This is a genomic window from Nonomuraea aurantiaca, assembly GCF_020215705.1.
GTDB lineage: Bacteria > Actinomycetota > Actinomycetes > Streptosporangiales > Streptosporangiaceae > Nonomuraea > Nonomuraea aurantiaca.
The window spans coordinates 2,470-13,999 of sequence record NZ_JAIWNB010000067.1 but is presented as its reverse complement, the minus strand read 5'-3'; the positions used below and the strand labels follow the sequence as shown (position 1 = coordinate 13,999).

The window sequence follows — 11,530 nt, the reverse complement described above, 5'->3', positions numbered from 1 at the left end:
CCGATCGTCTACGAGCGGCAGATCACGTACGAGCGGCAGATCACGACCGCCCGAACAGCCACCAAGGCGAAGTCTCAGGAGACCATCGCTGCATAACCGAGTCTCCACGCTTTCAGGGGATGGACACGACCTTGTTCCACTCGGCCAGATCACGTACGAGCGGCAGATCACGACCGCCCGAACAGCCACCAAGGCGAAGTCTCAGGAGACCATCGCTGCATAACCGAGTCTCCACGCTTTCAGGGGATGGACACGACCTTGTTCCACTCGGCCAGCCGCCGCCAGCAGGTCATGCCCGAGCCGTAGCCCAGCTCCTGCGGCAGGTGCTCCCAGGCGATCCCGGTGTGCAGCACGAACAAGATGCCCTACAACGCCAGCCGATCATCCAGCCGTTTGCGTCCCGGATGCCGGAACCGCCGCTTCGCTCGGGCAACAGCGGCCCGATCACCGCCCAGAGCTCGTCACTGACCTCCCACGGCTTCAGCCGCGCCATACCCGCTCCTCTCGCCATCGCTACAGCGAGAGATCAAAGCACAACAGAGATCATTCTGTTAGGACCTCTTAGTCGGGGATGGCTCCGAGGCTCATGTTGGCCATGGTTCCGGCGATACCGGCGGCCCGGTCCGAGGCGATGAACGTGACGACCTCGGCCATTTCCTGGAGGCTCGGCAGGCGTTTGCGGTGTGTCCGCTCGGCAACCATGGCCTGGAACTGTTCGCGAGTGATCCCGTGGGCCTTGGCGTGGATGCCGAAGACCTCTTCGATCGTGCCGCTGTCGGGCATGGCCTGGGTCCGGACGCCGGCCACGCGTACGCCGTACGGCGCGAGTTCGACAGAGAGGTCCCTGATCAGGGCTTCCTCGGCTGCCATGGCCAAGGCCACACCACCCATGAGGGGATTGGCGATCCGGGCGGGAAGCGAGGTCACGGTCATGATCACGCCCGCGCCGTTGGCGACCATGTGCCGGCCGGCAAGGCGTGCGGTCAAGAAGTTGGCGCGCACGTGCTCGTTGACGGGTCGCATGAACTCCTCGACGTCGAGATCGACGAGCGGAACGCCCTGCAGCGTGGTGTTGCGGAGCCCGACGGCGTTGAACGAGATGTCGACGCCGCCCGCCTTCTCGATTACCGTGTCGAGGTGCTCGGCCACGGCGTTCTCGTCGAGCGCGTTGACCTGCGCGGCCTCGGCCACGCCGCCGTCGGCGACGATCTCCTTGGCCAGTACCTCCGCCTTCGACAGGGTGCGCCCTGTGAGAAAGAGGCGTGCCCCTTCGCGTGCGAATGTTCTGGCGACGGCGTGACCGATGGCGCCGCCGGCTCCGTAGATCACGGCCGTCTTGTCCTGGAGCAGCAGACTCGTACTCATTGGTATGCCCTTCCGCTACTGGTTCTGGGCCGCGCCGACGAGCGCCGCGTTCTGACGTTCGAGCGCCTTGACCGCCCCTCTATTCCAGCTATCGGCAAGCGCCTGTGAGAAGGGATCGGGGAAGATCTCCTCCTCTCCCTTGTCCAGCGCGTCGAGGATGGCTGCGGCTACCGACTGTGGTGACGCCTTCGGGATCTCGAGGTCGCGCACCATGTCGGTGTCCACGGGACCGGGCAGTACGGCGTGGACGTCCACGCCCTGGCCGGCGAGAGTGGCACGCAGCGACTGCGTCAACGAGAAGGCAGCCGCCTTGGAGATCGAGTACGCAGGACTGATGGGCACGGCAGCCACCGCAGCCAATGACAGCACGTTGACGATCGCGCCTTGTGACTCGATAAGCCGGGGCAGGAAGGCCTGCGTGACGGCGTAGGGGCCGAAGAGGTTGACCGCGAGATGCTGTTCGAGGGCAGCTCGATCGGCCAGGTCTTCATAGCCGTAGACGCCCGCGTTGTTGATCAGGACATCGAGCGAATCAACGGTCTCGGCGGCGAGGTTGATCTGGGCGGCATCCGTCAGGTCCAGGACCAGGGGCGTGACGCGCTCATCCGTAGGGTTCAGGGCCTGCCGTGTGCCGGCGTAGACCCGTTCGGCGCCCCTACTCAGCGCCTCCTCGACCAGCGCCCTTCCGATGCCGCGGTTGGCTCCGGTGACCAGGACTGTCTTGCCCGTGAGTGTCATGTGTGCTCCTCATGAGGTGGAATCGAGCTGTCGATGGTGTAGACACCACGCTGTGGAGGAATTGGGCGGGTGTGGCGCGCCCAGTTTTCGGCCGGCCCGGTGTCAGAACCGGAGAAGGGCTGGCAAGAACTGACACCAGGTGGGGTGATGAGACGTGACAGCGAGCGAGCTGATCGCGAGGGCGCGGGCCGGCGATGGCGAGGCGTTCCGGCAGCTGACCGAGCCACATCGCCGGGAGTTGCACATGCATTGCTACCGGCTGCTCGGCTCGTTCCAGGACGCCGAGGACGCTTTGCAAGACACGCTGCTCGCGGCGTGGCGGGCATTCGACCGGTTCGAGGGGCGTGCCTCGATCCGCACCTGGCTGTATCGGATCGCCACGAACCAGTGCCTCAACGCGATTCGCTCGGCCAGCCGTCGCCTGGCAAAGGAGTGGGATGTGCCCGAGATCGAACCGCCGGAGCCGAGCCGGCTCGGCGAAGTCGTGTGGCTGGAGCCGTACCCTGACGCTCTCCTCGACGGTGCGATCGCCGCGCCGCTCGGACCGGAAGCACGCTATGAACAGAAAGAGTCCATCTCGCTGGCGTTCGTCACTGCGCTGCAGACCCTGCCAGCACGCCAACGTGCCGTCCTGATCTTGCGCGAGGTGCTCGGCTACCCGGCGGCCGAGGTCGCCGACATGCTCGACTCTTCCGTCGATTCGGTCAACAGCGCGCTCAAACGGACACGCGCCACGCTGCACCGGCGAATCCCGCCGAGCGGGATGGACGTTTCACCACCTGCGCCCGCTTCGCCGGCCGAAGAGGCACTTGTGGCGAAGTTCGCCCGTGCCTACGAATCCGGCGACGTCAACGCCCTGGTCGGCCTGCTCACCGACGACGCTCGCGTCTCCATGCCGCCGATGCCGCTTGAGTACCTCGGCCGCGACGCCGTTTCCGGGTTCTACGCCGCGCTCATGAGCGCCAACCGAAAGTACCACCTGGTGCCTACGCGCGCGAACGGCCAACCGGCATTCGGTACTTATCTGCGCTCGGGCAGCGATGGCATCCGGCGTGGGACGGGGTTCGTGGTCCTCACCTTGGCCGGCGATCGGATCAGCGCCGTGACCCGTTTCGACAACAGCGCCCTTCCGTGGTTCGGGCTCCCGCGATCCCTTCCCTGTAACTGACTTCCTCGCTTCAGCCCGTATCTTGCGTTTTAAGGTGATCACGCAGTCTTCTTGCGTGCCGGGTGGCGCTGAGCTGGGGTGCTTGTGCGCCCTCGGGGACCTCCTGGGCCTGCCTTGGAGGGTTTCGGGGCGGTAGCCGGCGTGCCTAGGGTGATCAGTAGGCGGCTGAAATCGCGGCGTACTCTGCCGGGTGACAGCCTGCGGTGGTGGCGGCGTTCCCGGTAATGAAATCGGGGGGAGTATGAGCCTGCGTATTACGAGTGGTAGTACTCTCAACACATCATGGCGTAGCATACGAACCATGGCTAAGGGAAGAACGTCCGTCAGCATCGCCCCGTGGGTCCTGGAGGCGGTACGCAAGCACGCCGAGGCGCATGGGCTCAGCGTCTCCACCGTCCTGGAGCGCGGCGCCCTCCGCGAGATCGCCGCCACCCACACGCCGGCCGCCCGCGCCGCGGTGTATGGCGCCGGCGCGGTCGCCGCTCAGGAGGCCGACGAGCGGATCGTGTCCGAGGACGTCACGCGGGCCGCCGACGAGCACCGCGGCGAGGCCGCGTGAGCCACCGATTCGGCGAGCTGTGGACCGTCCAGCTCGGCGACCGGGACGAGGTGCGGCTGATCGTCTCCGGCGACTTCTATCACACGCTGTACGGCGACAACGTGCTCACCGCGCACGTCGAGGCGGCCGACATGGCGCAGGCTCTCACCGCGTTCGTGGTCGACGTCGGCGAGGGCCGCGCCGCGATGATCGACCGCATCAGCACCGTGGCGGCCGCCAGGCTCAAGTCCAAGGTGGGCGATCTTCCGGACGAGCAGCTCGCCCACGTACGCGGCATGATCGCCACGATTTTCGGCACCGCAGGCTGACCCCGGACAGCCGTAAGGCGCCGAGAGCGCCCAGGAGCGGCACGGCTGCTCCTGGATCCCTACCATTCGGCGACCCGAGTTCGCTCGCCAGCGTGCGCTACAGAGAGATCATTTAGCAAAGATCACGAGATGCAAACCGGGCGTAGAGCTATAAGCTTCGCGATTGCCTTGATGTGGCGCGATACACGTAAAACACCCACTGCACCCCAGATCGCCGCCGTCCATCTCAGCGCGCACGGACGTACGTAAGGCGTTTCCACGCCTTGGGCGGCCTAAGTATCGCGTTTCCATGAGCAGCTATGAAGCCGGGCAACTTCTCTAGGACCCACCGTCACTGCAAATAGAGTGAGGAATACGACAACTCTCCCCAGGCTATGGGAGGTGTCGCATGTCCATCGCAAGCCCTGCGCAGCAACCACTGTGGGAAAGGGCCCTGCTAAGTTGGGCCGCCTCGTTCCTCCTCCCCGGTGGTGCAGCCGCACTGGCCGTGATGGCTGATCTTGTGGGTCCCTGGTGGTGGAAGGCTCTCTTCGGAGTCGGAGTCGGAGTCCTGGCCCTGGCCGGCCTCAACTCTTTCGCCAATTGGCTAGCGCGCACCCAACCATACGGCGGCCAACAAGGGGTTGCCCGCCGCGTGACCCAGCAAATCCACAACAAGGTAGGAGGATCACTCTTGCCTGCCGCCAGAGCTCTTAGGTACCTTTCCGCCACGGCCGACGCAGAGATCGCCAAGGCGGCCCTCGAAACTCTGCGTGACCGCATCACGGAAGCAGTGCGACACGTATGCGGCAACGATTCGGAAGGTAATCGCTCCGTGATCTACGAGTTCGCAGAGAACGGTGATCTTGACCGCCGCTTCTGGCGCGGACGAGACCTCTGGAACGGAAAGGACGACCCCGACCCGCGGAAACGGTGGTCCCAGAATGGATCACACGACCGAGAAGTCGTCAACTGGGCCCGCACGAATGAGGATGTCCCGCCAGACCGCGTCGATAACGTGCAGCGGCGTGGCAGACGACCCACTCGTGGCAAACCAACCGAGGCAGCCGTGTTCCGCAGTTTGAAGCGCTCCGGCTTCGTTGGAGGCTCTGGTGTGCCCTGGGTTCCCGTAGGGTTCAAGCGCCTCGCCACACCGGCCCGGTTGTGCTGCATCATGCAGAAGGGCGGCTCTGGGAAGTCCACTACCGCAGTCTGTCTCGCCTGCGAGCTCGCGTTGAAGGGTCTGTGCGTCCGCATCTGGGACGTGGACGCTCAGCTCGGCGGCACCACACACTGGCTCAGGCCGCAGGTTGATGACGGTGCCGGCGAGCCTGCGAACCTGCTCCACCTCTTCATGGGCGAGGCATCACCCGACCAGGTGACCTACCCGACGCGCGTGCCGGGCTTGTACGTCGTGCCGTCGTACACGTCGCTCAAGCAGGTGGAGCGCCCCGCCGCCGGGCGTCGAGCAGGTCATCGACTGGGCTATCAACAACACCAGCGAGCCGTTCGATGTCGAGATCACCGACTGCGGGCCCGCGCTCGGACAGCTCTCGGTGGCGGCGCTCGCGCCGAATTGTCATCCCGCTCAAGGCGTCGGGGTTCGACCTGAACGCCCTTACCGAGCTGAACCGCACCCTCGCCCTCACCAAGCAGCGGCTCGCCCCGCAACTTCAGGTCGTTGCCGTCCTGCTGTCGGAAGTGCTCAAGTCGAACCTCACCAGCAAGGTGTTCGACGCCCTGTGCAACGACTACCCCGGCTCGCTCGTCATGGGTGTCCGGCAGTCGGTAAGGCGCGGGAGGCGTCCCTAGAGTCCATCCGGCTGCCGCTGCAACCCCGCGTCCAACAGCTGCTGGATGCGGTTGTCGGCCAGGCCCTCGAATGTCGAGCTGGTCGCGGCCGACGGCGTAACTGATCGAGGCGATCGCGCGGCAGGCGCGGCCGCGCACGCATCGCCACCGCTCCTGGGACCTGTCGATGGCGTCGCCGCAGGACGGGCACACCTCGGGGAAGATGATCGGCTGCTCGTCGCCGGTGCGCAGGTGCACGACGGGGGACTGGACCCGGGGGATCACGTCGCCGGCCTTGTAGACGACGACGCTGTCACCGAGCATGAGGCCGCGCCGGGTGATGTCGGCGATGTTGTGCAGGGTGGCGTAGGTGACGACGCTGCCGTCCAGCGTGACCGGCTCCAGCACCGCGCGGGGGGCGATGACTCCGGTGCGGCCGGTGTTCCACTCCACGCCCACCAGCTTGGTGATCTTCTCGACGGCGGGGAGCTTGTAGGCGATCGCCCAGCGGGGCGCCCGCGAGCTGAACCCCGCCTGCCGCTGGTCGCCCGCCAGATCGCACTTGATCACGATGCCGTCGATGCCGAACGGCAGCTCGGCCTGCTCGGCGGCGATGTGCTCCAAGCCGCGCCTAGTGCGGTGGGGGAGAGCCGTCCGGCTGGAGGTGTTTCGTTTGGTGAAGAAGAACCGGCCCCTTTACAAAGTAGATTGATGACGTCCACGCGGGCCCATACGGCACCCAGAGAACCCCGCGGGTCAGCCGGCCAGCCACCGAGTACGCGCCGCCTGACCCATTGCCCGGCGCCGCATGACCTCCCCAGCCCGCGGACTCGCAGACGCCAGCAGAGCCCGCGCACGAGCCGCCGGACCGGCCGCATCCACAGCAGCGGCGCGCTCGGCGGCCACCGCCGCTTGCTCGGCAGCCCGGCGCGCAGCCGCCTCCGCCAGGCACTGGGAGCGCGACGGCAACGGGACGCCGGGGTCCGCGTCAAGCCAGACGGCCAGCCGATGACGGGCCCAGCCGGCCATCACCAGCGACATGATCAGATGGCGGACGTGCTCAGCCGACAACCGGCGCAGATCCAAGCTCGCAGCGCGGACCCGCTCAGCGCCGACCAGGGCCCGCTCGCGCTCCCGCCGCCGAGCCCTGCGAGGGCCCTGCCCCGGTTGATCTTGCAGGGTCTGATCCTTTGCAGCCCTCGTGACGGTGCTCAGCCGATGATCAACCAGTGATCGTGAGTTGCCGGATGCCAGCGGCCTCGCGCGCGCGTGCGAGGCGATGGTTCCCCTCCTACGGAGGGGAACCCAGAGGGGGTCCGAGATTCCTCCACAGGGAAGAAGACGGCCTTCTGAGATCGGCGAGCGGGCGCCTGCCGAGGTTCGCCGACGGCCACGTCGTCGTCCGGGGCGCCCGGAACCGCGAGCACGTACTCGGCGGCGATGTTGCCCAACCCATCGTCGATCGCGCCGCACTGCGTGCCCTCGCGGAGGCGCACCGAGGATCCGGGGGTCACGGTGCCCAGCAACCCGCGCTCGCGCAGCCAGCGCAGCCACAGCGCCACCGTGGAGCGCGAGCGGCCGCTGCGCTCGATCAGCACCGCCCAGGTGGGCCGGCTCGTCATCGACGTCCCGTCCGCGCAGCGCGCCAGTACCCACGCGATCGCCATCAAGCTGGCGTAGGCGTCGCGCCGCAGCACCGCGGTGTCCGGGTGCTCGCGCACCGCCGCGATCCACGCGCCCTGCGAACCGGCCCGCTTCGCCCCCTCCGGTAACGCGCCGAAGATGGCCAGCCGCCGCAGTGACCACCACGCAGGCAGCCCAGCACCACACCTACCCCCGGACGGCGGGCAGATCGGGAAGCGGAACGCCCCCACCCCGGCGTGTCGTCATCAGGGCATAGTGGGCTAACCGCTTGGCGCGATGCTATGGTCGTCTCCAAGCATGAAAGCCAGACGACGCGAGAAGGCCGATCAGCTCACCTCGGCGGCCAAACCTTGGAGCTGACGGCGGATTCGCATCATCTGAGTTATTTGGTTGGGAAGCGCCCCCTCTGGGGGCGTTTTCTTTTGGGCTGAGTGCCTCCTGGCCGTATCCGAGACTTCAACGACGCATCCTTCCACGATCAAGAGCCCAGCGGGTGCGCCCACCCGCCCAACAGGCCCGGGCGTGTCGCGATCCGCAGGCACATCCGTCCCCCGCCCAACGCCCACACAGCCGCCAGGAGTGGGGCGTGCGTGCTCGATGAACGCCGCGGGCTTAGGGACAGTGGGTGACCGGGTCGGGCGCTCCGGGCACCCCGCCCGGCGATGAGCCAGGCGGGGACCCGCAGCGTCCGCGTCCTCACGCGGCGCTCTCGGCACGACTGTCGGTCTCGGGGAGGGTGCCCAGGGAGGCGATCCACTCTTCGGCCAGCGCCGCCTGCTGGTGCGCCTCGGTGACCACCTCGACCAGCCGATGGCGCAGCGCGGCCATGCGGTCCTCCACGCGCCTCAACGCGCCCCGCACGCATGCGGCGGGGCAGGTACGGGGAGCTCGACCAACTCGCCGGCGTCGGCGACGGGCAGCCGGGCCAGCAGCGCGGCGATCGCCTGCTCCTCCGAAACGTCGAACTGCGCGAGCTCGACCTCGGGCGTGTCCGGCGCGCTCACGCTGCGCCCCCCAGGGCCAGCGGCAGCGTGATGGCCAGCGCGACCAGCGCAAGCAGCATCAGGTCCACCGCCAGGCGGACCACGGTGTACTTGCTCAACGTGATCCGCGAGAGGCGGTGCAGGTCGTCGGCCGGCCGCTTCTCCGGCCGGCCGGTGGCCAGGGCGGTCAGCAGCTCGTCGCCACCGCTGGTGCGGGCGTGGGCGACGAGCTGCTGACCGCCAGCGCGTGGGATGCGTGGCCGTACGACCGTCAGCAGCACCGCGGCGGCGCCGGTCAGAGGCAGCGTGGCCAGCAGCTCTCCGTCACCACCGAAAGAGAGACAGAGCCGAAAGGGAGACAGAGCCGACGCTGGCCACGGCGCCGCGTGCGCTGGGCATGCGGCCGGCCCCGCGTTTGACCGGTGGCGTCGTGGTCGGGCCTGGTGCCGTGCCGGACCTGCCCGTTTCGGGGACCTGCTCGGCGTCAGAGCTACCGGTGCAGCGGAAGGCTGGCAGCGCAGCGCCGGCGTGTACGACCCCCACCGGCGCCGGATCGGGTCGGGATTTTACCCTCTCCTTCGGAGCGTGGCGGGGCATGAGCTCGGGCATGCAACGGACCATATGGCGAGATGCCGCCGCGTTCTCACCCGCCGGGTCCGGCGACTGATCATGCTGTTCGGCGACGGGAACGCGGATCGAGGTCACGCGGGACATCGCTCCCGACGCCCCGGAGTACGGAGACTGGTTGCTGTCGCGATCCCCGAGGCGGCGGCGTGGCGCGGAGACTACGACGACACGGCGATGCCGGCACGATGGCGAGCGGCCGCCAACGCCTGATCAGCCGGTCTCGGCCTGCTGCCGGCAACGGTAACAGGGCCCTGGTGCGGGAGCGCATCGCTACTGCCGCATGCGTAATGCCCTGAGACTGTACGCCCCTCGTTGTCGCGTGACCGTGCGGACCCCATCCGGCCTCGGCATGCACCGCCACGCGGGCAGAAGCGAGGGGCCCGGTGTCATCCAGGGAAGGAGGCCAGCGTTGCCAGGTGGACATCCAGTTCGGCGGACATTTCTGCGGCGGTCAGGTGTCCTGCCAGGACGTGTATGGAGAGCCCGTCGACCACCGCATGCAGCTGGCGGGCCGCGCTGTCGGGTGACGAGCCGGCCAGGGGTGCGCCGTGGGCGGCGAGGTCGTGCACCAGAGCGCGGCACAGGTCGTACATGCCGCCGAAATGCCGTTGCTGGATGGCGGCCAGGCGGGGGTCACGCAGACCCAGGGCCAGGAAGGCGAAGGCGATGGAGGACTCGGTGAAGCGTTCCGGATCGCCGGGCATGGTCTCGGCCAGCAGAGTTCGCGCCCGCGCCATCGGGGCCAGTTGCGGCGGCAGGTCGCGCATGCGGGCGGAGACGCGCTCGGTCACTCGTTCCACCACCAGCTCGGCGGCGAAGGCTACGAGGTCGGCCCGGGAGCGGAAGTAGTGGCCCAGTGTGCCGGTGGACCATCCGGCTGCGGCCGCGACCGCCCGGACCGACACCTCTGCGACTCCTTCACGTGCGATGACCTGCCAGACCGCCTCAGCCAACTCGACCCTGCGCGCCTGATGATCCACAATTTTCGGCATGGCCTCATAATCACACGATCATGTTATAAAGGATGTAGGACAGTCGTGTGAAATAAGGAGGGCCTGATGGTCGGACTGATCGTCGGGTGCGAAGTCGCCTTCTGGGTGCTGCTCGGGCTCGGCCTGTCGGCTCGTTACCTGGTGGGTGCCCCACGCCTGGGCGCGGTCCTCCTCGCATGCGTGCCGGTGATTGACGTGATGCTGCTCGTCCTGTCCACCGCTGACCTGTATCGCGGCGCAACGCCAGATCTGGGGCACGCCCTGGCCGGCGTCTATCTGGGTGTCACCGTCGCTTTCGGTCCCACGATGGTCCGCTGGGCCGACGAGCGCGTGGTCCGCGCCACGCGAGGGAGGCGTGCCGGCGCGGCGAGGGCGGGGGAACAAGATGGCCGCAGGCGGGAGGCCGTCATCGTCGAGGAGGAGCTCGAACCATCGCCGCGCGGGAGTCGGGCGGGGCGCTCACATGCCGCCCGCGAGCGCGTCATGTGGCTGCGTCACCTGCTGGCCTACGCCATCGCCGCGGCGACGCTCGGTGTCTTCACGCTGATCGTCGGAGACCTCGATCAGACAGTCGTGCTGTGGGGGCCCATGCTGCCGTGGAGCGTGGCGCTGGGCATCGACTTCCTGTGGTCATTCAGCTACACCCTAGCCCCACGCCGAGCCAAGTGATCATCCCCGGTTGCACACGACCGACCCGGGCCATTCGCGATCTCCCCTGTGCCTGGTGTTGATCGTCCGCATCCCGCGTGTCCTTATGCCCGAGCAGCACTGCCGACCCCGCCTCACCCGGGGTGGACATGTTCCGGTACCAGCCGACCAGGTTGGGTTGTCCGCTGGGGGCACCCCGATCGCGTCGCCCCTGGCCAGCCCTACCGACGAACCGCGCTCGGCGACGACACCCTGCTGAGCGGCCTGACAGCCGAACTCACCGCCGCGGTGTTCGCCGCGACGGGGGCGCAGTGCAAGGAGGCCCCGGACGCCACCAAGGTCATCGACCGGCACCTGATCGAAGCCCTGTGGCAGCGCCGCGACCTGCCACTACGCGACAAGGCCCCCCTTTTCGGTTGCTGTGTGAGAGCGCGGCCCGTTCGGCGGAGGCACTCGACCCGGACGTCGGCAACGTCGTGCCCGAGGCCAAACCGGCCGCGTACACCGCAAGGGCGGCAGCACCGACCGGAGCTTGCGGCAGTCCGGTACGGCCCGGTCTTCCTGACCGACCGGCACCCCTGCCGACCAGCCGCGCGGAGCGCCACTGACCGCCGCGGCCTCGGCACTGGACAACCTCACCGACCAGGATGGGCTTCCCCTCGTAACGTGGAGACCGAACCGGGAGAGGTTTGGTCGTGGCTGGAACCACGAGGCGTCGCTTTGATCCG

13 protein-coding genes and 1 pseudogene are annotated in these 11,530 nt (G+C 67.9%); 5 read left to right on the top strand and 9 right to left on the bottom strand.

Annotation, left to right across the window (positions count from 1 at the left end; all coding sequences use genetic code 11):
• Positions 1–257 precede the first annotated feature (257 nt).
• From LDL49_RS55090 to LDL49_RS55080, 3 genes and pseudogenes are all read right to left on the bottom strand, one after another.
• Positions 258–493, bottom strand: a pseudogene (locus LDL49_RS55090) (transposase); the annotation flags it as partial.
• A 68-nt stretch (positions 494–561) separates the two neighbouring features.
• Positions 562–1,365 carry an SDR family NAD(P)-dependent oxidoreductase gene (locus LDL49_RS55085; RefSeq protein WP_225302948.1) on the bottom strand — a complete coding sequence of 268 codons (804 nt, stop codon included), beginning with the start codon at positions 1,363–1,365 and terminating at the stop codon, positions 562–564.
• A 15-nt stretch (positions 1,366–1,380) separates the two neighbouring features.
• Positions 1,381–2,103: an SDR family NAD(P)-dependent oxidoreductase gene (locus LDL49_RS55080; RefSeq protein ID WP_225302947.1), complete on the bottom strand. Its 723-nt coding sequence runs from the start codon at positions 2,101–2,103 to the stop codon at positions 1,381–1,383.
• A 154-nt stretch (positions 2,104–2,257) separates the two neighbouring features.
• On the opposite strand from LDL49_RS55080, the gene LDL49_RS55075 reads away from it, so the two are divergent.
• The 4 genes from LDL49_RS55075 (at position 2,258) to LDL49_RS59680 (ending at position 5,729) form a co-directional block, all read left to right on the top strand.
• The gene (locus tag LDL49_RS55075; protein ID WP_225302946.1) at positions 2,258–3,271 is read left to right on the top strand and encodes a sigma-70 family RNA polymerase sigma factor; all 1,014 of its coding nucleotides are present in this window, start codon (positions 2,258–2,260) and stop codon (positions 3,269–3,271) included.
• 301 nt (positions 3,272–3,572) lie between these two features.
• On the top strand, positions 3,573–3,830 hold the full coding sequence (locus LDL49_RS55070) for a hypothetical protein (protein WP_225302945.1): 258 nt from the start codon (positions 3,573–3,575) through the stop codon (positions 3,828–3,830).
• On the top strand, positions 3,827–4,138 hold the full coding sequence (locus LDL49_RS55065) for a type II toxin-antitoxin system PemK/MazF family toxin (RefSeq protein ID WP_225302944.1): 312 nt from the start codon (positions 3,827–3,829) through the stop codon (positions 4,136–4,138). Before LDL49_RS55070 ends, LDL49_RS55065 begins: the two co-directional genes overlap by 4 nt.
• A 388-nt stretch (positions 4,139–4,526) precedes the next feature.
• A complete protein-coding gene (locus LDL49_RS59680; protein WP_372470745.1) occupies positions 4,527–5,729 on the top strand; it encodes a ParA family protein in 1,203 nt (400 codons plus the stop codon).
• On the opposite strand, the gene LDL49_RS55055 is transcribed toward LDL49_RS59680, so the two are convergent.
• From LDL49_RS55055 to LDL49_RS55030, 6 genes are all read right to left on the bottom strand, one after another.
• Positions 5,639–6,532, bottom strand: a complete 894-nt coding sequence (locus tag LDL49_RS55055) for an NAD-dependent DNA ligase LigA (RefSeq protein WP_225302943.1) — start codon at positions 6,530–6,532, stop codon at positions 5,639–5,641. The genes LDL49_RS59680 and LDL49_RS55055 overlap by 91 nt on opposite strands.
• Before the next feature lie 587 nt (positions 6,533–7,119).
• Complete coding sequence (locus LDL49_RS55050; RefSeq protein ID WP_225302942.1) at positions 7,120–7,629, bottom strand: helix-turn-helix domain-containing protein; 510 nt, start codon at positions 7,627–7,629, stop codon at positions 7,120–7,122.
• 619 nt (positions 7,630–8,248) lie between these two features.
• Positions 8,249–8,392: a hypothetical protein gene (locus LDL49_RS55045; RefSeq protein ID WP_225302941.1), complete on the bottom strand. Its 144-nt coding sequence runs from the start codon at positions 8,390–8,392 to the stop codon at positions 8,249–8,251.
• 5 nt (positions 8,393–8,397) lie between these two features.
• Positions 8,398–8,556, bottom strand: coding sequence for a hypothetical protein (locus LDL49_RS55040; RefSeq protein ID WP_225302940.1), 159 nt, complete (start codon positions 8,554–8,556; stop codon positions 8,398–8,400).
• Entirely contained in the window at positions 8,553–8,840 is a 288-nt protein-coding gene (locus LDL49_RS55035) for a Pycsar system effector family protein (RefSeq protein ID WP_263656735.1), read from the bottom strand. Before LDL49_RS55035 ends, LDL49_RS55040 begins: the two co-directional genes overlap by 4 nt.
• Positions 8,841–9,548: 708 nt before the next feature.
• The gene (locus LDL49_RS55030; RefSeq protein ID WP_225302939.1) at positions 9,549–10,154 is read right to left on the bottom strand and encodes a TetR/AcrR family transcriptional regulator; all 606 of its coding nucleotides are present in this window, start codon (positions 10,152–10,154) and stop codon (positions 9,549–9,551) included.
• A gap of 66 nt (positions 10,155–10,220) precedes the next feature.
• Here LDL49_RS55030 and LDL49_RS55025 point away from each other — a divergent pair, with 66 nt between their 5' ends.
• Positions 10,221–10,823 carry a hypothetical protein gene (locus tag LDL49_RS55025; RefSeq protein ID WP_225302938.1) on the top strand — a complete coding sequence of 201 codons (603 nt, stop codon included), beginning with the start codon at positions 10,221–10,223 and terminating at the stop codon, positions 10,821–10,823.
• Positions 10,824–11,530 lie beyond the last annotated feature (707 nt).

Coding starts and splice junctions, on each gene's coding strand:
- LDL49_RS55070 (WP_225302945.1), top strand. CDS start 3,573: ATGGCTAAGGGAAGAACGTCCGTCAGCATCGCCCCGTGGGTCCTGGAG.
- LDL49_RS55030 (WP_225302939.1), bottom strand. CDS start 10,154: ATGCCGAAAATTGTGGATCATCAGGCGCGCAGGGTCGAGTTGGCTGAG.
- LDL49_RS55085 (WP_225302948.1), bottom strand. CDS start 1,365: ATGAGTACGAGTCTGCTGCTCCAGGACAAGACGGCCGTGATCTACGGA.
- LDL49_RS55080 (WP_225302947.1), bottom strand. CDS start 2,103: ATGACACTCACGGGCAAGACAGTCCTGGTCACCGGAGCCAACCGCGGC.
- LDL49_RS55025 (WP_225302938.1), top strand. CDS start 10,221: ATGGTCGGACTGATCGTCGGGTGCGAAGTCGCCTTCTGGGTGCTGCTC.
- LDL49_RS59680 (WP_372470745.1), top strand. CDS start 4,527: ATGTCCATCGCAAGCCCTGCGCAGCAACCACTGTGGGAAAGGGCCCTG.